The following is a 20,545-nucleotide window of genomic DNA, read 5'->3' as shown; positions in this document are numbered from 1 at the left end:
CTCAGGCCACCTCCGGGCCGCGATCCCGCGCCCGGTCCTCCGGCCGCCGCCCCGTTCCGGCGGCGGCCGGTCCGCCTCCGCGGCGTCCCTCAGAGCTGCCCGGCCTGACGCTGGGTCAGGCCGTACTTCACGGCGATGGAGTTCCACAACTTGGCGGCCTGCTCCTTCGCCTTGGTGGCCTCGCCGCTGGCCCGCTCGGCCAGCCCCACCTCACGGGTGGTCCGCGCCTTGCCCTTGTGACAGCCCCGCTTGCCCTTGACCTGGTCGGCCCAGGCCGCGTAGTGGTTGTCCGCCGACGCCGAGGCGTTCCACGCCTTGTTGAGCGCATCGGTCAGCGCGGTGTGGTTGGGCAGCTTGTCCACCTTGATCTCACTGAGCCGGGTCACCAGCCCGGTGCGCTGCCCGGCGGCGGCGCGCAGGTCCTTGGCCGCGGTGGTGAGGTCCTTGCACTGCTTGATGTTGCCGACCGAGGTGATCACCGTGGCCCGGCTGTCGTTGCTGTCCGCGAGCAGCGCGTCCAGCGCCTTGGCCTGCTCCTCGACCGGGTCCACGGTCGGCGTCGGCTCCGGCGGCTCGGTGGTGGTGGCGGCGGACGGCGGCGCGCTCTTGGCGTCGTCCTTCTTCTTGTCGTCCCCGTCACCACCGGCGCTGATCGCCGCGCCGGCCGCGAGACCGGCGATGGCGCAGCCCGCGACGACGATGCCGACCAGCAAGGCGGGCTTGCGGCGCCGGCCACCACCGCCGTCACCGCCCTGGTCGTAGCCGCCGGGGCCGTACCCCCCTCCGGCGGGCGGCTGGGCGGCGTCGTCGTAGAGCGGGAGCTGCTGGGTGGACTCGGCGGGCTGGTCGGCACCGGCCGGTCCGGCCGGTCCGTCGGCCCGGAACAGGCCGTCGAACTCGGCGGGCGGCGTCCGGTCCTCGGGCCGTCCGGGCCGGATGGCGTACGGGGCGGCCCCGGGCCGCGGCGGCTGCTGCGCCCCCTGGCCCGGCGCACCGCCCGGCCCGTCGTGCGCCGGGACCGGGCCCGGCAGCACCTGGGTCTCCTCCGCGGCGTTCGGCCCGCCCGCGGCCGGCGAGGCGGCCGGCGGGGTGATCCGCCGCAGCTGGGTGGTGGACTCGGCGGGCGACTCCGCGGGCGGCCCGGTGCGGCGGCGCCGGCCGGTGCCGGGCCCGCTCTCCGCCGGCAGCGGCGCCGTGCCGGGCCGCGGGGCGGCGTGCCCGCCGGACCGGGGCGCGGGCGCGCCCTCCGGCGGCAGCGGCAGCGACCCGCCGGTGATCGGCGGCATCACCTGGGTGGCGTCGGAGTCCCCCGGGGCGGCGGGGATCGCCGTCGGGGGTATCAGCTGGGTGGCCTCGGAGTCCGGGCCGGGCGCCGGGGACGGAGCGGGCGCGGGGGTGTCCGCGGTGATCGGCCGCAGCACCCGGGTCTGCTCGGCGGCGGCCGGTGCGCCCGGGCCGGTGCCCTGCGGCGGCTGCGGCAGGACGTGCGGCGGCTGCGGGCCCGGCTGCCCGAACGGGCCTCCCGGACCCGGCTGGGGCAGCGGTCCGGCACCCGCCGGGCCGGGCTGCCCGTACGGCTGGGCCGGCGGCTGCCCGTACGGGCCGGGCTGCGGCGCGGCACCCGGCTGCAGGCCGGCCGGCGGCTGCGGTGCGTACGGCCCCTGGCCCGGGTACGCGGCGGGCGGCACCTGCCCGCCGTGGGGCAGGCCCTGCGACGGGTCGCCGTACGGCTGTCCCTGCGGGTGGGCGCCGTAGGGCTGTCCTTGCGGGTGCCCGCCGTAGGGCTGTCCCTGCGGGTGGGCGCCGTAGGGCTGTCCTTGCGGGTGCCCGCCGTAGGGCTGTCCCTGCGGGTGGCCGCCGTACGGCTGTCCCTGCGGCTGGTGTCCGTACGGCTGCTCCGGCGGCAGTTGTCCCGGTGCGGGGTGCTGCGGGCCGGGGTGGGACCCCGGCGACTGCGGCTTCCCGTCCTGCGGGCCCCACGGCTGACCCCACGGCTGGCCCCCGGCCGGAGCCGCCTGCTGCTGTTCGGGGACCCACTGGCCGCCGTGAGCGGGCAGCACGACGCCCTCGTGCGCGGGCGGGACCGCAGGAGACTGCGGCTCATTTCCCTGTCCGCTCTGCGTCACCGGGACTCCTATGGCTGTTGCGGAACTTACGGAATCGTCGGGTCACGCTACCGGGTCGGCGCGCGCCGCACCGCTCCGGCGGGGGCCCCGGGGCCCCGCGCGGGCCGCCCTATGTCAGGGTTGTACGCCCTTCCTCCGCGCTGTCCCCTATCTTCCGTGCACCCCGCTCCACCAGCGGTCGAGTCTCCGCCCGGTACGGCCCGCCGGACGTGACGCGCGTCATCCGTCACACCGGCCGCCGCGCGGCCCGCTCCCCCAGCGGCGCGCAACCGCCGCCCGGTCGCCGCGCATCCGCCCCCGGCCGCCTCCGGTCGCCTCCGGCCATCTCCGGTCGCCGCCCGGCCGGGGGCGGTCACCGTCCGGCCGGTCCCGCGGCCCCCCGCCCGTCCCGCTCGCCGGCACGCCCCTGCCCGTCCCAGGCCCCCGCGGACCGGTTCCGCGCGCCACGCGGCCGGCCCGGTCGGCGGTGACCTCTTCCACGCAGGGGGGCCGGTCCGTCCGTCACCTCGCCCGTGCAGGGGTCCGGGTCCGTCCGTCGCCCCTCCCCGTGCGGGGAACCGGTGGGCGCGTCATCCGCCCGTCCACCGCCGGCCGGCCGGGCGGCGGTCCGGCACCCGCACCGGCGCCGTCTGGTCGCGGCGGCGGGACGCGCGGCAAGGGCCGGCCGACGGGCGGCACGTGCCGGACGGCCGACCACGCGGGCCGGGCGCCCGGCGACACGATGCGGCGGGCGGTCGGCGGAGGGTGGTCGACGACGGGCGGCCGGCGGCGGGCGGCGGAGCCGTGCCGCCCGCGCGGTGTCACGCAGCGTAGACCTCCACCCGCTCGCCGAACTCCCGTACCGCCGGCTCGTCGCGGTAGGGCTCCAGCCGCTGCCGGAAGTCGTCCAGGTACTCCGCGCCCCGTTCCGACCGCAGCCGGCCCAGGAGTTCCACCGCGCGGGTGCCGGTGTGGCACGCCTGCTCCACCTCGCGCTGCTGCACCTGGGCCGTGGCCAGCAGCAGCGTGGCGATGGCACGCCGCCGTACCCGCCCCTCCGCCAGCCCGGCCAGGGCCTCCTCGGCCCGGCGCCGGGCCGGTCCGCCCTGGCCCAGGTCGCGGTGGCAGTGGGCCAGTTCGTCGGCGAGGTAGGCCCGGTCGAAGTGGGCGATCCACCGCGGGTCGTCCCCCGCCCCCTCCTGCGCCTCCGCCCGCTCCAGCGCGTCCTGGGCCCGGCCGGACGCCGACTCGGCCGCCCGCGCGTCGCCCATCAGCGCGTGCCCGCGCGCCTCGGCGGCGTGGAACATGGCCTCCGCACGCGGCGGAACGTGCCCCCGGGCACCCTCCTGGGCGGCCCTGGCGAGCTGCGCGATCTCGCGCGGATTGCCCAGCTGGGCGGCGAGGTGGCTCATCCCGGCGGCCAGGACGTAACCGCCGTACGCCCGGTCCCCGGCGGCCTGCGCGAGCCGCAGCGCCTGGATGTAGTAGCGCTGGGCCAGCCCCGGCTGTCCGGTGTCCACCGCCATGTAGCCGGCGAGTTCGGTCAACCGGGCCACCTCGGCGAAGAGTTCCCGGCCCACCGACTCCCGGTAGGAGCCGGCCAGCAGGCCGGAGACCACGCTGTTCAGATAGTGGACGACGACCGGGCGGACGTGCCCGCTGCCGTACCGGTGGTCCAGCTCCACGATGGCCTCGGTGGTGGCGCGCACCGCCGCCACATCGGACCGGCCCACCCGGGCCCCGGCCGACCGCGCCACCTGGGTGTCCGGCCCGCTGATCAGCCAGTCGCGGCTGGGTTCGACGAGTGCCGAGGCGGCCACCGTGGTGCCGCCGAGGAAGTCGCGGCGGCCCACGTCGCTCCGCCACAGCTCGCAGACCTGCTCGATGGCGCCGACCACGGTGGGCGAGAACTGCATGCCCACGCCCGAGGCGAGGTTCTTGCCGTTGGCCATGCCGATCTCGTCGATGGTGACCGTACGGCCCAGCTTCCGGCCCAGCGCCTCGGCGATGATGCCCGGCGCACGGCCCCTGGGCTGCTGGCCACGGAGCCAGCGGGCCACCGACGTCTTGTCGTAACGCAGATCGAGGCCGTGCTCGGCCCCGCACATGTTGACGCGGCGTGCCAGTCCGGCGTTGGAGCAGCCGGCTTCCTGAATGAGCGCCTGCAGCCTCTCGTTCGGCTGCCGCGCCACAAGCGGCCTAGCGGCCATGGGTCTACCCCCTGTGACTGCTGTGCGTTCAGGATGAACGCCGTCCCTGGTGATCACTGCCCAGCGGAAATACGGTGAATGCGCAATGATGCCCGTATTCACCCGCAACGTGCCCGTGCCCGCACGACCGCCCGCACGGCGGTGAGGTCCGGGATGGCCGAGGCCGCCCAGGGCGCGCAGCGCGGTCGGCGGAGCTACAACCCCCCATCACGGGTGGTGGCTACCCGCCGGCCGCCGTGAAGTCCCCTACGCGCCCCCGGCCGTGCACCTATGCGCCCCATGGGGCATGAGGTGCTCCCCGTGGCCCGACGGTGCTCCCCACCGTGCCGTGACGTTTCCCGTAACCCCGTTGCGGCGGTGGAGTTGAGCCGGGCGTGGAAGAGACCGTCGAAGAGACCCGGGACGTCAGCGGAGCCCGAGGGATTCCGGTACCGCGCGGCGAGCGGCCGGCCGACGCCGCGGTCCGTTACGCCCAGGAGTGCCACTGGGACGTGGTGCCGGGCACCCGGCTGGTGGCCGGGCCCGGGGCGGATTCCTGCTCGTGCGGTGCCGCCCGGTGCCCCGCGCCCGGCGCCCACCCCGCCACCGAGGACTGGCAGGCGCAGGCGACGGGCAGCGCGGTGGTGGCCCGCCGGCTGTGGGAGGGCGACCCGTACGCCTCGGTCCTGCTCCCCACCGGCCGTACCTTCGACACCCTGGACGTGCCGGAGAGCGCGGGCTTCCTCGCCCTGGCGCGGATGGAACGGCTGGAGGTCGGGCTCGGCCCCGTCACCTGGACCCCCGACCGGCGGGTCCACTTCTTCGTGCTGCCCGGAGCCGCGCCCCGGCTCCCCGAGCTGGTCCGGCGGCTGGGCTGGGCGCCGGTCGCGCCGGACCTCGTCGGGCACGGCGAGGGCGACTACGTGCTGGGACCGCCGACCCGGGTCGGGTCGCACGGCGCGGTGCAGTGGGTGCGCAAGCCCACCGCCAGCAACCGCTGGCTGCCGGAGGCCGAGGAGCTGGTGGGCGCGCTCGCCTACGCCTGCGGGCGCTGACCGGGCCGGACACCCGGCGGGGTCCGGCCCGGTCGCCGGGGCGCCCGGCCCGCTGTCGCCCGGCCGGGAGGCCCGTGGCGGACGCCCCGACGCCCATTCGGCGGGCCGCCACGGTGGGTTGCCCCGCCGCCGGGCGCACGGCGCGCCCCGGTGCGCCGGTGCACGCGCTCCGCGCGCAGGCGTACGCGTACCGACCCGTCAGGTACCAACCCGTCGCGGCGGCACGGCAGCGGGCCCGGCCGGCTCCGGGCGCGTCCATCCCCGTGGCCGGACCGCACGTCCCCCTACGGGCCGGGCGCGTCCATCTCCGCACCCGGGACGCGCGTCCCCGCTCCCGACCCGGCCGCCCGGCCGCCACCGGGGGGCGGGTGAACGGGGCGGGACCGGCCAACTCCGGGGCCCGCGGAGCCGGTCCGCCGGGGGCCGGCCACATGACGCCGACCGGGCACCGCCGACGCGGCCGTCCACGGCCGACCGGGCATCGCACCGGCGAGGGCCGGGCGGGGCTGCCGGGCGGGGGCCCGGGACACCGTCTCCCGGGTCACCGGTGGCCTTTCCGTTACGGAACGGGGCCCCGCTTCACCCGTAGGGTGGCCTGACGGGGGTGCGACCGACCCCCGCGAGCACGTCGAAAGGCACCACTGGTGACACGGGAGCCACAACACAGCGAACAGACCCTCGCGGGCCACGGACCCGCCGTCCGGATCTCCGGACTGTGGAAGCGTTACGGGGAGCAGGTGGCCGTCGCCGGCATCGACCTCGAACTCCCCGCGGGCCGCTTCATCGGCCTGGTCGGGCCCAACGGCGCCGGCAAGACGACCACCCTGTCGATGGTCACGGGCCTGCTCCGGCCCGACACCGGAACGGTCGAGATAGCCGGGCACGACGTCTGGCGGGATCCGCTGGCGGTGAAGGCACGGATCGGCGTGCTGCCCGAGGGGCTGCGCCTGTTCGAGCGGCTGTCCGGGCGGGAGTTGCTGGAGTACACCGGGCGGCTGCGGGGGCTGCCCGGTGACGAGGTGGACAAGCGGGCCACCCAGTTGCTGGAGGTGCTCGACCTGGCGGGCTCCCAGCACAAGCTGGTGGTGGACTACTCGACCGGTATGCGGAAGAAGATCGGCCTGGCGGCGGCGCTGCTGCACAACCCCGAAGTCCTCTTCCTGGACGAGCCGTTCGAGGGCGTGGACCCGGTCTCCGCGCAGACCATCCGGAAGGTGCTGGAGCGGTACACCGGCTCCGGGGCCACCGTCGTCTTCTCCAGCCACGTCATGGAGCTGGTCGAGTCGTTGTGCGACTGGGTCGCGGTGATGGCCGGCGGCCGCATCCGCGCCCAGGGGACGCTCGCCGAGGTGCGGGGCGAGGCACCCACCCTGCAGGCCGCCTTCCTGGAGCTGGTCGGCGCGGGTGACCGCGGCCCGGGCCACGACCTGGACTGGCTGGGTGGCGGCGCCCGATGACCACCTCCACCCCGCCCGACCGTCCCACCGGCGACGCGGCCCCGGCGGAGCCCGCCGGCAGCACGCCGCCCGCCCCACCCGCCGGCAACACCACACCCGTACCGCCCGCCGGGGTGACCACGCCCGTAAAGCCCGCCGGCGGCACGGCGGCACCCTCGCACCCCGCGGCCGGCGCACCGGTGGCGGTGCTGCTCCCGCTCTTCGTCCGGCTGAAGCTGACCCTGCTCCGCAACGGGCTGCGGCAGACCGCCGGCCGCCGCGCCGCGTACATCACCTCGATGGTGCTGGCGGTGGCCTTCGCCGCGCTGCAGTTGCTCGGCCTGCTGGCGCTGCGCGGCCACGAGCACGCCGCCGCGCTGGTGACCACGCTGGCCGCGGTGCTCGCCATGGGCTGGGCGGTGATGCCGCTCTTCTTCTCCAGCGGTGACGAGACGCTGGACCCGACCCGGCTGGTGATGCTGCCGCTGCGGCCGGGCCCGCTGATGGCCTCGCTGCTGGTCTCCTCACTGGTCGGCATCGGCCCGCTGTTCACGCTGATCCTGGCCGTCGGATCGGTCCTCGCGGTGGCCCACGGCGGTGCCGCGGCGGCGGCCGGGGCGGTCGCCGTCCTCCTCGTGCCGCTGGTGTGCGTGGCGCTGGCCCGTGCCGTGGCGACCGCCAACGTACGGCTGCTCACCAGCCGCCGGGGGCGCGACCTGGCCCTGCTCAGCGGCCTGGTCATCGCCATCGGCCTCCAGCTGGTGAACATCGGGATGCAGAAGCTGTCCGGGGAGGGCGGGCTCTCCGCCCTGGAACCGGCGGCAGAGGTGCTGCGCTGGGTGCCGCCGGCCACCGCGGTGGACGCCGTGGCCGGGTTCGCCGACGGGGAACCGGGCCGGGCGCTGGGCCAGCTGGCGCTGACCGCCGCCGCGCTGGTCCTGCTGCTGTGGTGGTGGCACCGCAGCCTCACCCGGCTGATGACCGCGCCGGACTCCTCCACCCTCCAGGCCGCCGCGCCCGGCGGCGGCGAACGTGCGGGCCGGGCCGGGTCGGGCGCACTGGCCCGCTTCCTCCCCGCCGGACGCACCGGGACGGTGATGCTCCGCGGTTTCCGCTACGCCTGGCGCGACCCCAAGACCAAGGCGGGCTGGGCCACCGCGCTCGGCGTCGGGCTGCTGGTGCCGGTGGTGACGTCCGTCCAGGGCGGCGGCAGCATCTACGCCGCCTGCTGGGCGTCCGCGATGCTCGGCATGCAGATGTACAACCAGTTCGGCCAGGACACCTCGGCGTTCTGGATGGTCGCCCAGACCATCGGGACCGCGCGCGACGCCCGGCTGGAGCTGCGCGGCCGGGCGCTGACGGTGGCCGTGGTCGGGGTGCCGTTCGTGACGTCCGTGGTGCTGCTCTCCGCCGCCCTGCTCGACGCCTGGCCCCAGGCGGCGGAGGCCCTGGGCCTGTCGTTCGCCCTGCTCGGCGCACTGCTGGCCACCGGGGCGGTGTCGTCCGTCACCCACCCGTACACCATCCCGCAGGACAGCGGCTTCAAGAACGTCCACCCCAGTCAGGCCGGCATGGCCACGCTGAGCATCTTCGGCGGCATGGTGGTGGGCGCGCTGCTGTGCGCCCCGGTGGCGGCCCTCACCATCTGGCTGCACCGCTCCGGCGCCGACGGTCTGCTGTGGCTGGTGCTCCCGGTCGGCGCGGCCTGGGGACTGGGCCTGTCCGTCGCCGCCCTGCGCTGGGCCGCCCCGCGGGTGGCGGACCGGCTGCCGGAGATCCTGGCCGCGGTGAGCAAGTAACCGCCCCCGGGGCCGGGCCGGGGCGGGGGCTCGCCCCGGCCCGGCCCCGGCGACGGCCGTGGGCCGCGGGGCGGCCCGGCCCGCCGGGGTGCGCGCCCCGGTCGCCGTCCGCGGGGCCCGGGCGCGGGGCCGCGACGTCGCCCACGGGGCCGCGTCGTCGCCCCCGGGAACGGGCCCTCCCCCACGGGCCCGAGGCCCGGCGCCCGCACCCGCGCCGCCCGTACCGGGCCGTGGGGGGACGGGCCCGTGGGGACGGGCGTCGGGACGGGTCCGTGGGGGACGGGGCCGTGGGGTGGGCGTGTGATGGGATGGGGCCGTGAACCGCGCCACCGAGGAGTCCAACCGCCGGATGCTCCGGGCCCGGGACGCCATGGACCGCGGCTACGCGGAACCGCTGGACGTCCCCGCCCTGGCCCGGATCGCCCATGTCTCGCCGGCCCATTTCGCGCGGACCTTCCGGGCCACCTTCGGCGAGACCCCGCACCGCTACCTCCAGCGCCGCCGGGTGGAACGGGCGATGGCCCTGCTGCGGGAGACCGACCGCAGCGTCACGGAGATCTCCTTCGCCGTCGGCTTCGGCAGCCCGGGCACGTTCAGCCGGACCTTCCGGGACATCGTCGGCCGGTCGCCGCGGGCGTACCGCAAGGAGACGGCGTCCCTCACCGTGCCGACCTGCTTCGCCATGGCCTGGACCCGGCCCGCCGACGCACCGGCCGCGGGCGACTGAGCAGTTTCGGATAAGTTTCGGCCGGCCGTTCGCACTAGCGTTGCCCCCATGTTCAACGCCATCACGCACTCGCAGATCTACGTACTCGACCAGGACCAGGCCCTCGACTTCTACGTCGGCAAGCTGGGGCTGGAGGTCGCCGCCGACATCGACCTGGGCCCGATGCGGTGGCTGGCGGTCTGCGTCCCCGGACACCCGGAGCGCCAGATCCTGCTGGAGAAGCCCGGCCCGCCGGCCACCTCCGAGGAGACCGCCCAGCAGGTGCGCGACCTGGTCACCAAGGGCGCGATGGGCGGCTGGCTCATCCTCACCACGGACGACTGCCGCGGGACGTACGAGAAGCTGCTGGCCCAGGGGGTGGAGTTCACCGAGGAGCCCACCGAGCGCCCGTACGGGACCGACTGCGGGCTGCGCGACCCCTTCGGCAACCGCATCCGGTTCACCCAGCCGAAGTTCTGACCGGAGCGGTACGCCGGACCGCGCACCGGCGGCCGGGCGTTCCCCGGCGGGCCACGTCCGGGATACGCCGCGGTGGACCGGCGACAGGCGCCGCGGAGCGGGACCGGGCGCGGCGAAGCCGGCCGGGTGCGGCCGGAGTGCGGCGGAGCCGGTACGGCCGGGGTGCGACGGGCGGTCCGGCCCGGGACGGCGGCCGGGGTACGCCGGCACGGCCGGGTCGTGCGGCCGGGCCCGGGACGGGGTACGGAAGGCCGGGGGACGGGGGTACGGGGGTGCGGCCCGGTGGCGAGGCCGGGCCCGGGCGGGTGCGGTGATCCGGGGCCGCGTCGGACGAACGCCGTTCACCCATACGTGTGTTCGCTCGGCCGGCCGGGAATATCCCCGTGCGGCCGGCGGCTTGTCCCGGCATGACCACCACCGCGTACGACCCGCACGCGCTCCTCGCCGAGAGCCGGATCGCCGTCCTGGCCACGATCAAGTCCGACGGCCGCCCGCAGCTCTCCCCCGTCCTGCCGTTCTACGACCGGGAGGCGGGCGTCGTCCACGTCTCGATGACCGAGGGCCGGGCCAAGACGGCGAACCTGCGCCGGGATCCCCGGGCCACCCTCCAGGTGACCAGCGCGGACGGCTGGTCGTGGGCCACCGTGGAGGGCGTGGCGACCCTCACCGGGCCGGGCACCGACCCGCACGGCCCCGAGGTCGAGGCGCTGGTGGAGTACTACCGCAAGGCCGCCGGGGAGCACCCGGACTGGGACGAGTACCGCGCGGTGATGGTCGCCGAGCGCCGGGTGCTGATGACGATGACGGTCGATCACGTCTACGGTGAGCGCGTCCGCTGACCCGGCCCCGCACCCGCTCCTCGACCGCCCGGTGACCCGGCGCGTTCACCGCCCGGCGGACCGGTCCGTGCACCGCGCGGCGGCCGGCCCCTTCATCGCCGGGTGGCCCGGTCCAGCGCGCCGAGCGCGGTGGCGGCCTCGCCCTGGCGCGGGCTCCGCAGCGCGATCAGCCCGTCCCGGGCCGCGAGCAGCGTCTCCCGGGCCTCCGGGTGGTCCATCGCGCTGAGTACCAGCCCCAGGTCGAGCCGGACCGGTTCGCTCCAGGCCGGCATCTGCGCGGCCTCGAAGTGCACCAGCGCCTGCCGCAGCGGCGGTTCGGCCTCCGCCCAGCGGCCCAGTGCCGCCAGGTCGTTGCCGACGTGGTGCCGGGCGACCGCCCGGTACAACCCGATCAGTTCGTCGGACTGCCCGGCGATCCCGGCCGCGCAGATGGCCTCGCTGCGGCGGTGGATCTCCAGCGCCTCGGCCGCCCGGCCGGCCTGCCGCAGCTGGCCGCCGAGGGAGTTGAGGACCGTCAGCTCACCCAGCCGGGCCTGCGGGGAGTCGTGGGCGGCCAGGCAGCGGGCGGCCTCCCGGCACCGCTCCAGCGCCTCGGCGGCCCGGCCCAGGCGCTGCAGGGCGCCGGCCCCGTACCCCAGTGCCCAGCCGGTCTGGAGCAGGTCCCGGGTCTCCCGGGCCGCCTCCAGGGCGGCGTCCGCGGAGGCGAGTGCCGCCTGGGGGTCGTGGACGCACATGTTGTGGGCCCACGCCAGGTAGTTGAGGTGGACCGCCTCCTCCCGCCGGCTGCCCAGCGCGCGGGCCGCGTCGGCGGAGCGCCGGAACACCTCCACCCACAGCTCCCAGTGCTGGTTGAGGTCGGAGAACCAGTGCATGGCCTCCGCCGTGTCCGCCACCATCCGGTGGTGGCCGGTCTCGTGGGCCCGGCGCAGCGCGGCCAGCCACTGGGCGCGTTCCCCCTCCAGCCAGGCCCGGGCCTCCTCCCGGTCGGCCGGTGCGGTCGCCGGGTCGGGGTCGCCGTGCGGGGCGTCCCGGTGGTGGTCCACGTCGAAGCGGAGCGCGGCGGCGGTGGCCCGGCGCAGCATCCACCGGGCGGTCCGGTCCAGCGCGGCGTCCCGGGCCTCGGGGGTGTCCTCCTCGGCCAGCCGCTCGGCGGCGAAGAGCCGGAGCAGGTCGTGGAAGCGGTAGTGCTCGGTGGCGGGGTCGCTCTGCAGCAGCCCGGCGTCGGTCAGCTCCTCCGCGCAGGCGGCCGCCTCGTCGTGCGACAGGTCCGCCAGCAGCGCGCCGGTCCCGGGGCTGAAGTCGGGGCCGGCCGCGAGCGAGGCGCGGCGCAGGAACCTTTGCGCCTCCGGCCGCAGTTGCCGGTACGACAGGGCGAAGGCGGGCCGGACCCGCAGCCCGCCGGCCTGGAGCCCGTCCAGCCGCCGGCTCTCCTCGGCGAGCCGGGCCACCAGCTTGGCCAGGCGCTCGTGCGGGCGGCCGAGCAGCCGCTGGCCGGCGATCCGTACCGCCAGCGGCAGGTGCCCGCACAGGTCGGCGAGGTCGCGGGCGGCCTGCGCCTCCGACCGGACCCGGTCGGCGCCGATGATGCGGGTCAGCAGTTCCACCGCCTCCTCGCGCCGGAACAGCGCCAGGTCGACCCGGTGCACCGACTCCAGGCCGGCCAGGGCGTGCCGGCTGGTGACGACGGTCAGCGAGCGGCCGCCGCCCGGCAGCAGCGGCCGGACCTGGTCCTCGTCGATCGCGTTGTCCAGCAGCAGCAGGACGCGCCGGTCGCGGACCACCGACCGCCACAGGCCGGCCCGGTCGTCGGTGCCGGCCGGAATGGCGGCGTCCGTCACCCCGGCCGCGCGCAGCAGGCGGCCGAGCGCGTCCCGCGGGGTGGCCGGTTCGGGGTCCATGCCGTGCAGGTCGAGGGCGAACTGGCCGTCCGGGAAGCGCGGGGCGAGGAGATGTGCGGCATGCACCGCGAACGCGGTCTTGCCCAGGCCCGGCTGGCCGGCCACCACCGCGACCACCGGCCAACCGGGACCGGCGCCCCCGGCGGCCCGGCCCTCCCCGGCTTCCGCGTCCGCCCCGGCCTCCCCGGTCCCTCCGGCCTCCCCCGGCGTCGGCGGCGGCGCCGGCCTCCGCGGGGTTTGCGGCGGCCCCGGCTTCCCGTGCGTCGGCGGCGGCGCCGGCCAGCTCCAGCAGCCGGGCGAGGGCCGGGCCGCGGGCGGTGAAGTCCTGGATGTCCCGCGGCAGGGCGAGGGTGTGGGGGGCGTCGGGGGCGTCCGCCGCCGGTCCGGCGGCCGTCCGGGGGCGGGGGCGGCCCGCGGCGGCGCCCGCTCCAGCCGTTCCGCGGCCCGTTCGTCCAGTCCCAGCGCCTCGGCCAGCGCGCCGACCGTACGGCGCTGCGGGCCACGGGCCCGGCCGCGTTCCAGGTCCGCCAGCGCGCGGACGCTCACCCCCGACCGGTGGGAGAGCGCCTCCTGGCTGAGTCCGGCACGCGTGCGCAGCTCGCGCAACTGCCGCCCGAAGTCCCCGGTGCCGGGTGTACCCGTACTCACAAGCCGATGCCCCTGCTCAGCGGGCCCGTCCCCGGCGCGGGCCCCGGCAGAAGTATGGCGGATGCCATTTCTGCCGGTGGAACAGCCTGGTCCCGTCTCCCCTGGGGGTGGTGCACTGAACTCCGGGTGGGAGAAGGGTCGGTGTGGGTCCATCAGCCACACGGCCCCGGTGTGTCCCCGGGCCGGCGCGTACGCGGCCGTCGGTCGGTCCGGTGGCACGTCCCCACCCACCTCGACCGTGTGGCGGCGGGGCCGGTACCCCCGCCGGGCCTCGCCGCCACGCGGTATTCCGCCGCGCCGGTGCCCGCGGTCGACGGTCCGCCGCCACCCGGTACTCCGCCGGGCCGGCGCCCGTCGTCGCCCGGGGTGCGCCGCGCCCTGTACGCCGCACGCCGCACGCCCGCGTGCCGTACCCCTGTGGGTGGTAGCCGTGTGCCGTACCCCTGCGGGTGGTGCGCCGCCATGTCGTCGCTGCCGTGGTGCCGTCACGTCCCCAGGGTGAACCAGACGCCCTTGCACTCCGCGCCGCCGAGTCCGAGCGGCGCTCCACGGCTCGTGCCCCGGTCGTCGGCCGGCTCCGCCACCAGCCGGAGCCCCCAGCCGCACCCGCGCCCCAGGGAGTACGGCCGTATGACCGGCGGCTCCAGCGTGCCGTCGTAGACGGTCACCCGCACCTCCGCCAGCTCCACCGCCAGCCGGAGCAGCGAGCCGAGCCCGGGGGCGTGCCGGTAAATGCTGGGGGCGAGTTCGGAGGTGCATAACGTCGCGGCGTCAGCGAGGCGCGGCATCCGCAGCCGGCGCAGTACGGAGTTGGCTCAGGCCATGCGTTGCCTTACACGGGCGGCCCTGTTCCCCAGCTCGACACCGTGCGGATCGACACCGCGCTCGGCGTCGACTTCCTGCACGCTGGCACCTGAGGCGGTGTCGGTTGGTTCTCGACTCGGTACGGCAGGCGGCTCTCGGCGAGGCCGCGTCGCGAGATCTCATCCATTCCGCGCTCCGGGACGTATGAAGGGCCACCACTGATGCACGCGCCACTCACCTGGTGAAAGTCCTCCCTCTCCCATGCGGATTGGGGGTGCGTCGAGTCGGCAGTCACGCGGGATGGGGTGGCCCTGCGGGAGAGCGACGCCCCGGAGGTCGTCATCGGCACGACCCCCGCGCTCTCCGCGCGCTCATACGGAACGCTCACGCGGGCCGCTACGACCGTCTCCGCTAGGCGGCCGCTCAGGCCGCCCCCGTGGCGGCGAGGGCTTCGCGGATCGCCGTGGTCCAGCGGTGCTCGTCGCCGAGCCGGGAGGCGAAGATGGCCAGGGTGCGTCCGAACGCCGCGGCGGCCTCCGGCGGCGCCAGCAGGCCCAGGTCGAGGCGGCACTGGTCCCGCCGGAAGCCGGTCATCAGGGTCTCCTCGTGGTCCGCGCCGAGTTCGGCCGTCTCGGCGGCGAGCACCTGCTCGTAGAGGGTCAGCGCCTCGGACCGGTCGCCGTGCGTGTGGAGGGTCCTCGCCAGGCAGAAGCGCGCGCTCCGGGTGAGCTTGTCGTGCGGCCCTAGGATTTCGTGGTACGAGGCCGCCACGTCACGCAGTTCGTCCCGCGCCTCGTCGTGCCGCTCCATCGCTGACAGCGCGTGGGCCAGGCAGTGGCGTTCGGAGAGCACCACGGAGTCCTGCGGGTCGACGGTGCGGAGCCGGTCCGCCAGCACCGCGCGGATCTGCCGCTCGCCCTCCTCCGGGCGGTCGCACCGGACCAGCAGGTCGCCGCGCTTGTGCCGGAGCTTGAGGGCCTCCGGGCGGGTGGTCGAGTGTGCCTCATCGCTGCCGTCGAACCAGACCAGCGCGTCGTCGAGCATCACCAGCGCCTCCGGGTGCCGCTCCTGCTCGGCCAGGTTGTCCGCAAGACAGCGCATCAGGTCCCAGTAGAGCTTGGACGCCGTGGCGTCGCCCCGCGCCAGGTCCTCCAGCACCGACCGGTACTCCGCCTCCGCCTCGGCCCACCGCTTGGCCATGTCCAGGGCATGTGCCATCTGGTGGCGCTGTTGCAGCGGCAGGAAGCTGTGGTCCGTGGGCGAGCGGCTCTCGGTGTGCTCGACCAAGGCCCGGTATTCCGCGTTGCCGGCGCTCTCACCATGGTCACGGGACATCATCAGCTCGGCGAGCGTGCCATGGGCGAGCAGCGTGTACGGATCGCCGGAACCCAGCTCCTTGCGGACGGTCCGCACCACGGCGCGCAGCTCGGACTCCGTCTCGGCGGCCGACGCCAGCCCGCGACGGTAGCGGATGATGGCGACGTCGTGGCGGGTGACCAGCGCCTCGGGATGGTCCGCGCCCAGCTCGGCCACCTGCCCGGCCAGCACGGCCTCGTACGCCGGCAGGTGCTCCTCCCCCAGATCACCGGGGAGCAGCTCGGTGATGTCGGCGTGCGGGAGCAGGGTGTACGGGTTGCCGGGACCCAGCACCCGGCGGCGGTCCCGCCGTACGGCCCGGAGCTCGGCCACCATCCCGGCCAGCGGCATGAGCCCGCAGGAGTGCCGGGCCAGGGCCACGTTGTAGCGGGTGATCAGCGTCTCCGGATGGTCCGCGCCCAGCTGAGCCATCTGCTCGGCGACGACGGCCTCGTACTCCCGCAGTTCCTCCTCGCCCTCCAGCAGGGTGAAGGCGGCACGGTGGCGGACCGAGAGCCGCACCGGGTGGTCGGGGGCCAGCGCCGCGCTCCGCCGCACCAGCAGCCGGGCCCGGTCCTGGGTCAGGTCACCGGTGAAGACGGCGAAGGCGAACTCGGAGAGGCCGGCGCGCAGCAGCGGCAGCAGCACCTCTTCCGCGTCCCCGTCCGGTGCCGCGCCGAGCGCCGCGACGACGTGCGGGGCGAGCAGGCGCCACCAGGGCCAGTTGGCCGGCTCCTCGGAGGCGGGCTCCGCGCCCTGCTGGAGGATGCGGGCGGTCGCGCGCCAGATGGCCAGCCGCTCCGCGGGCGGGGCGTCGGCCAGCCGGAGCGCGTTGGCCTCCAGGACCAGCCGGTGGGCGACGAGGCAGGGCACCGGCTCGCGGTCACCGGCCGGGCCGTCCGGGCCGATGTCCACGACGTCGACCAGGTTGAGGTCGACCAGCGCCTCCAGGGCGCGGTCCGCGCGGTCCGGGTCCGGCGCGGGCCCGGCGGCGGTCCCGCGCCCGGCGGCTCCGGCCGCCTCGTGGGGCCCGGCCACTGGCAGCAGCCCGGGGTCGAGCAGTTCGACCGGGAACGGCGCCGGGGCGCAGCAGGACAGCAGCCGCATCATGGCGCGGGCCTCCGGCAGCTGCTGTTCCTCCAGCAGGTCGAGGGAGAGCTCCCAGGTACGGCCGACCAGTCGCCTGTGCATCTGCTCGGTGCCGGCCTCGTCCAGCCGCCACTGCTCACCCTGGTCGAGGAAGCCCGCCCCCGCCTCGCCCAGCGCCTCGGTGTAGGCGGCGAAGCTCCGCACCCTGCCTCCCGGCCGGCGCCCGCGGTGCCGCAGCAGCCCCGCGCCCCGCGCCGACCGGGCCAGGTAGGACCCGGCCAGCTTCAGCGCGAGCGGCAGGCCGTCGAGCCGCTCGGCGAGCACCTGCGCCTCGGCCGGATCACCGGCCTCCCCCGCGAGGTCGAGCAGCACGTCCCGGCCGTCGGCGGGGGCCAGTACGCCGACCCGGTGGGTGTTGGCCTCCCGCCCCCAGACTCCGGGGGTGCCGACCCGGGACGTCACCACGGTCAGGCCGGCCCGGCTGGAGCGGAGCCACCCGGTGCCGTCACCGGGGACCCCGCCGGCCGCGGCGAGCCACTCGGGCTCGTCGGCGTTGTCCAGCACCAGCAGCCAGGGGCGTTCGGCGGCATCCAGCCGGCCCCAGACCAGGTCGGTGGCGCTGATCCTGCCCGCCCACGCCGCCTCGATGTCCTCCTCTTCCGCGCCCAGTTCGCGGGCGACCTCACGCATACCGGTGAGCAGCCGCTCGGGGGTGGCGGTCGAGAGCCAGAAGACGCGGTAGCCCCGGTCCCGGGCCTGCCTCGCCAGGTCCAGCGCCACGGTGGTCTTGCCGCAACCGCCCATGCCGTAGAGGACCTGGGCCCGGCTCTCGCCCTCGGCGAGCGCGGTCGCCAGCCGGTTCAGCAGCTCGTCGCGGCCCCGGACCCGGGGCGGGAGTTCCCCGTAGGGCGGGCGGATGGAGAAGGTGCCCGGTCCCGGCGGTGCGGCGGGCGCGGCCGGGGTCGCCGCCTCCGGCTCGCCGCCGGGCCGCCCGCCGGCCCGTGCCGCCCGCTTCCGCTCCTCCACCGCGGCCCTGGCCGCCTCCTGCGCGTCGGCCCAGTCCCGGTCCGGGGTGACACCACAGCCGCGCAGCAGGGCGGCGAGCTTCTCCCAGCCGGGGACCCGCCGGGCGGTCAGCGCGTCGGAGATCGTGGTGCGGCCGATGCCCGTGGCCGCGGCCAGCTCCCGTACCCCCGTGTAGCCGGCCCGCTCGGCCACGCTCCTCAGCCGCCGCGCCAACTCCTTTGCCGCCCGAGGCGCGTCCTGTTCCACGTCACCGAAACCGAGAGCCACGCGTTCCCCTCCCCGTGTCCCGTTCACCGGATCCGAGCCTAGGCGGACGTCCGGCGGGACGTCCCGGGGACAGCGGACAGCACCCGTATCCGCAGCCGGGCGGGGGTGGTGTCCGACCGCCGTCCGACAGCCGTACCGGACGGCCGCGGCCCCGCCTACACAGGAGTTGGCGGCGGACGGCGCCGCACCACGAGGACGGGGAAGGGGAACGTCGATGGAGCTGCTGGTGCAGGTGGCGGGGTGGGTACAGGATCACGGTACGGCGCTGTCGGTGGGGATCGGGGCGCTGCGGCTGGCGGTCGACACGGTGCGTGGCGTCCGGTCGCTGCTGCGGCGGCGCCGCACTGAGGCGGCCGGGTAGGCGGCGGGCCGACGGACCGGCCCGCGAACGGCGGGCCGGGCCATTGGCGTTGGCAGCCGCTGATTCCGAGGCGTCGGCGGCCTGCGGGGTAGGCGGAGGCATTGGCGGCCGACGGTCCGGGGCATCAGCGTCGGCGGGCGGAGGCGTTGACGGCCGGCCGGTCGGGCGGGAGTGGAGTCCGCGCAGGCGGTGGGCCGGGGGCGGTGTCCGCGTGCCCCTTGCCCCTCCCACGGTGTCCGTTGCCCCGTGCCCATCACCCGGGGCAGGGCGCGCGGTGATCATGGAGGGCCGACGGGTCCGACGGCCCGCTCGGCCCTTGTGCATCCAAGAGAAGGCTCAGCCGTGCGCAAGCTCGTGTACTACATCGCCTCCACCCTCGACGGCTTCATCGCCGGCCCGGACGGGGCCGACCCCACCGGGCCGGACGGCTTCCGGACGATTCCGGAGGACTACCTCCAGCACCTCATCGCCGAGTACCCGGAGACGCTGCCCGGCCCGGCCGGGCCGCACTGTCGGTCACCGCCGAGCGCACCCGCTTCGACACCGTCCTCCAAGGGCGGCGGAGCTACGAGGTCCGGCTCAAGGTCAGGTGGCCAACGCCTATCCGCACCTGCGGCACCTGGTCTTCTCATGGACGCTGGGCGAGAGCCCGGATCCCGGCGTGGAGATCGTCACGTCTGATCCGGCGGCGAAGGTCCGGGAGCTGAAGCAGGAGGACGGCAAGGACATCTGGCTGGTGGGTGGCGCCGAGCCGGCCAGTGCCCTGCACTCCGAGTTCGACCGGCTGGTGGTCAAGCTCAGCCCGATGACCATCGGCGGCGGGATCCCGTTCTTCTCCCACAAGGCCGCGTTCGACCCGCGTACCTGGGAACGCACCGATCACACCGTGCTGGACAGCGGGGCGGCCTTCCTCACCTACGTCCGCCGCGCCGACGCGTTCGCGCCGGGGGCGTGAGGGCCGACGCGTCCGCGCCCGGGACATGTCGGCAGGTCGGCGGGCCGGCCGGACCTCCCAGTCCGGGCGGCCCGGTCCGGCCCGCTCAGCCGAGGGCGACCACCACGCCGAGCAGCGCCAGCACCACACAGAACGGCGCGTACGCCCGCCGGTTGAGCCGGGTGTACACCTCGTTGCCGGTGCTGGCGAAGAACGGCTCGACCAACCCGCGCAGGGCCATCACCGCCACCAGGCCCCAGATGCCCAGGGTGTACAGCCAGTCGGGCAGGAAGCCGATGCGCAGACCGTCCCAGTGGGCGGCCACCGCCACGTACGCGGCCCCGGCGAGGAACGCCGCCACCAGGGCGGTGAGCGGCGGGCTCGGGATCTCCTCGGAGTCGGAGAGCACCTTCCGGGTCAGGTCCTCCTTGGAGGCCGCCGGCCAGTAGACACCGGCGGCCCAGAGGAAGTGGAGCGCCCCCACGAAGAGGAGCGCGGCGGCGAGAAGGAGACTGGCGGCGTTGGTCATACGGCGCTCCGTCGTTCCGTTCGATGGTCCGGTCCGGTGGCCTGGCATGCCGAAGGAGCCGTGCCGTGCGGCGGGGCGACGACGGTCAACGTCACCGGTACCGCGCGGCGGCGTTCGTCCGGCGGTGCCGACAATAGCCCGCACCGGCCCGGCGGCCACGGCACCCCCGGCGCGCGGCGCGGATCCGCGCGCCCCCTGCCGGGTCCGCCGGCGGGCCGGCGGACGATCAGGGGGTGCGCCAGTAGCCGAGGGCGTGGACCCGTTGCATGGGCACCGCCAGCTCCTTGCGGACGAAGCCGCCCAGGGCACGGGTGGTGGCCGTGTCGCAGGTGATCCACACATACGCCTCGGCCGGGTTCCCCAGCGCCGCGGGCAGCTCCGCCCGGACCCGCTCGGCCAGGTGGGCCCCGGCGTCGCGGCGCGGCACCCGGCGCAGTTCGTGGCGGGCCGGATCCAGCCGCACCGGCAGCCCGTGGTCGTCGGGGTGCGGGGTCTCGAACCAGACGGTGGCGGGGGTCTTTGGGTAGGCGTCCAGCAGCGAGTTGACGGCGGGCAGCGAGGCGGGATCGCCGACCACCAGCAGCCGGGCCGGGGCGGGCCGCGGCGCGGTGAAGCCGGTGCCCTGCACGGTGGCCTCGATGGTGTCACCGGGCCGGGCGGTGCGGGCCCAGTCACTGGCGCGGCCGTCGTGCAGGGCGAACTCCAGGCTGAAGGTGCCGGCCGCCGGGTCGGGGTCCACCAGGGTGTACGCCCGCTGGTGCGGTTTGCCGTTCCCGCCGGGGAACCACAGCCGTACCCACATGGTCGGATGCACCCCGGCCGCGGCGAGCAGGCCGCCGTCGGTCAGGTGCAGCCGCCGGTAATGCTCGGTGACCTGCTCCGCCCCGGTCACGGTGCACACGAAGTCCTTGCCGCGCAGCAGCTTGAGGACCACACCCTCCCAGCCGCGTCCCATGGCTTCTCCCTCCCCGCGGGCACCGCGCCCGGAGTCCGGCGCGATTGTTTCCCCGAAAACTTTGACTTA

The 20,545-nt window shown here is 76.3% G+C and carries 14 protein-coding genes and 2 pseudogenes; 8 read left to right on the top strand and 8 right to left on the bottom strand.

Annotation, left to right across the window (positions count from 1 at the left end; translation table 11 throughout):
• Positions 1 to 89: 89 nt before the first annotated feature.
• On the bottom strand, positions 90 to 2,126 hold the full coding sequence (locus tag IHE55_RS17320) for a hypothetical protein (protein ID WP_307826703.1): 2,037 nt from the start codon (positions 2,124 to 2,126) through the stop codon (positions 90 to 92).
• Between the two features lie 800 nt (positions 2,127 to 2,926).
• Positions 2,927 to 4,315 carry an NsdA family TPR-like regulatory protein gene (locus IHE55_RS17315; protein WP_197989853.1) on the bottom strand — a complete coding sequence of 463 codons (1,389 nt, stop codon included), beginning with the start codon at positions 4,313 to 4,315 and terminating at the stop codon, positions 2,927 to 2,929.
• Positions 4,316 to 4,689: 374 nt separating this feature from the next.
• Here IHE55_RS17315 and IHE55_RS17310 point away from each other — a divergent pair, with 374 nt between their 5' ends.
• From IHE55_RS17310 to IHE55_RS17285, 6 genes are all read left to right on the top strand, one after another.
• Positions 4,690 to 5,349 carry a bifunctional DNA primase/polymerase gene (locus IHE55_RS17310; RefSeq protein ID WP_197989852.1) on the top strand — a complete coding sequence of 220 codons (660 nt, stop codon included), beginning with the start codon at positions 4,690 to 4,692 and terminating at the stop codon, positions 5,347 to 5,349.
• Positions 5,350 to 5,993: 644 nt separating this feature from the next.
• Complete coding sequence (locus IHE55_RS17305; protein ID WP_197989851.1) at positions 5,994 to 6,806, top strand: ABC transporter ATP-binding protein; 813 nt, start codon at positions 5,994 to 5,996, stop codon at positions 6,804 to 6,806.
• A gap of 113 nt (positions 6,807 to 6,919) precedes the next feature.
• Entirely contained in the window at positions 6,920 to 8,584 is a 1,665-nt protein-coding gene (locus IHE55_RS17300) for a transporter (protein ID WP_197989850.1), read from the top strand.
• A 316-nt stretch (positions 8,585 to 8,900) separates the two neighbouring features.
• On the top strand, positions 8,901 to 9,311 hold the full coding sequence (locus tag IHE55_RS17295) for a helix-turn-helix domain-containing protein (RefSeq protein WP_197989849.1): 411 nt from the start codon (positions 8,901 to 8,903) through the stop codon (positions 9,309 to 9,311).
• A 48-nt stretch (positions 9,312 to 9,359) separates the two neighbouring features.
• The gene (locus IHE55_RS17290; protein WP_197989848.1) at positions 9,360 to 9,770 is read left to right on the top strand and encodes a VOC family protein; all 411 of its coding nucleotides are present in this window, start codon (positions 9,360 to 9,362) and stop codon (positions 9,768 to 9,770) included.
• A gap of 407 nt (positions 9,771 to 10,177) precedes the next feature.
• The gene (locus IHE55_RS17285; RefSeq protein ID WP_197989847.1) at positions 10,178 to 10,609 is read left to right on the top strand and encodes a PPOX class F420-dependent oxidoreductase; all 432 of its coding nucleotides are present in this window, start codon (positions 10,178 to 10,180) and stop codon (positions 10,607 to 10,609) included.
• A 92-nt stretch (positions 10,610 to 10,701) separates the two neighbouring features.
• Here IHE55_RS17285 and IHE55_RS17280 read toward each other — a convergent pair whose 3' ends face one another.
• The 4 genes and pseudogenes from IHE55_RS17280 to IHE55_RS17270 form a co-directional block, all read right to left on the bottom strand.
• Entirely contained in the window at positions 10,702 to 12,624 is a 1,923-nt protein-coding gene (locus IHE55_RS17280) for an ATP-binding protein (protein WP_372442791.1), read from the bottom strand.
• 375 nt (positions 12,625 to 12,999) lie between these two features.
• Positions 13,000 to 13,308: pseudogene (locus tag IHE55_RS33170) on the bottom strand (helix-turn-helix domain-containing protein); the annotation flags it as partial.
• Positions 13,309 to 13,640: 332 nt separating this feature from the next.
• Positions 13,641 to 13,943 carry an ATP-binding protein gene (locus IHE55_RS17275; protein WP_197989845.1) on the bottom strand — a complete coding sequence of 101 codons (303 nt, stop codon included), beginning with the start codon at positions 13,941 to 13,943 and terminating at the stop codon, positions 13,641 to 13,643.
• Positions 13,944 to 14,382: 439 nt separating this feature from the next.
• Entirely contained in the window at positions 14,383 to 17,697 is a 3,315-nt protein-coding gene (locus IHE55_RS17270) for a helix-turn-helix domain-containing protein (RefSeq protein WP_197989844.1), read from the bottom strand.
• A 214-nt stretch (positions 17,698 to 17,911) separates the two neighbouring features.
• Here IHE55_RS17270 and IHE55_RS17265 point away from each other — a divergent pair, with 214 nt between their 5' ends.
• Together IHE55_RS17265 and IHE55_RS17260 are read left to right on the top strand one after the other, a co-directional pair.
• Entirely contained in the window at positions 17,912 to 18,058 is a 147-nt protein-coding gene (locus tag IHE55_RS17265; protein WP_197989843.1) for a hypothetical protein, read from the top strand.
• Between the two features lie 342 nt (positions 18,059 to 18,400).
• Positions 18,401 to 19,013, top strand: a pseudogene (locus IHE55_RS17260) (dihydrofolate reductase family protein).
• An 85-nt stretch (positions 19,014 to 19,098) separates the two neighbouring features.
• On the opposite strand, the gene IHE55_RS17255 reads toward IHE55_RS17260, so the two are convergent.
• Positions 19,099 to 19,521, bottom strand: a complete 423-nt coding sequence (locus IHE55_RS17255; RefSeq protein ID WP_197989842.1) for a DUF3995 domain-containing protein — start codon at positions 19,519 to 19,521, stop codon at positions 19,099 to 19,101.
• Between the two features lie 226 nt (positions 19,522 to 19,747).
• The gene (locus IHE55_RS17250) at positions 19,748 to 20,476 is read right to left on the bottom strand and encodes a siderophore-interacting protein (RefSeq protein WP_197989841.1); all 729 of its coding nucleotides are present in this window, start codon (positions 20,474 to 20,476) and stop codon (positions 19,748 to 19,750) included.
• Positions 20,477 to 20,545: the final 69 nt, after the last annotated feature.

It is taken from the genome of Streptomyces pactum (assembly GCF_016031615.1).
Taxonomy (GTDB): Bacteria; Actinomycetota; Actinomycetes; order Streptomycetales; family Streptomycetaceae; genus Streptomyces; species Streptomyces pactus.
This window is presented reverse-complemented; position numbering and strand designations above follow the sequence as displayed.

What these genes read in the sequence shown, in the direction of transcription:
- IHE55_RS17290 (WP_197989848.1), top strand. Translation starts at nt 9,360, where the DNA reads ATGTTCAACGCCATCACGCACTCGCAGATCTACGTACTCGACCAGGAC.
- IHE55_RS17275 (WP_197989845.1), bottom strand. Translation starts at nt 13,943, where the DNA reads ATGCCGCGCCTCGCTGACGCCGCGACGTTATGCACCTCCGAACTCGCC.
- IHE55_RS17285 (WP_197989847.1), top strand. Translation starts at nt 10,178, where the DNA reads ATGACCACCACCGCGTACGACCCGCACGCGCTCCTCGCCGAGAGCCGG.
- IHE55_RS17250 (WP_197989841.1), bottom strand. Translation starts at nt 20,476, where the DNA reads ATGGGACGCGGCTGGGAGGGTGTGGTCCTCAAGCTGCTGCGCGGCAAG.
- IHE55_RS17315 (WP_197989853.1), bottom strand. Translation starts at nt 4,315, where the DNA reads ATGGCCGCTAGGCCGCTTGTGGCGCGGCAGCCGAACGAGAGGCTGCAG.
- IHE55_RS17255 (WP_197989842.1), bottom strand. Translation starts at nt 19,521, where the DNA reads ATGACCAACGCCGCCAGTCTCCTTCTCGCCGCCGCGCTCCTCTTCGTG.
- IHE55_RS17265 (WP_197989843.1), top strand. Translation starts at nt 17,912, where the DNA reads ATGGAGCTGCTGGTGCAGGTGGCGGGGTGGGTACAGGATCACGGTACG.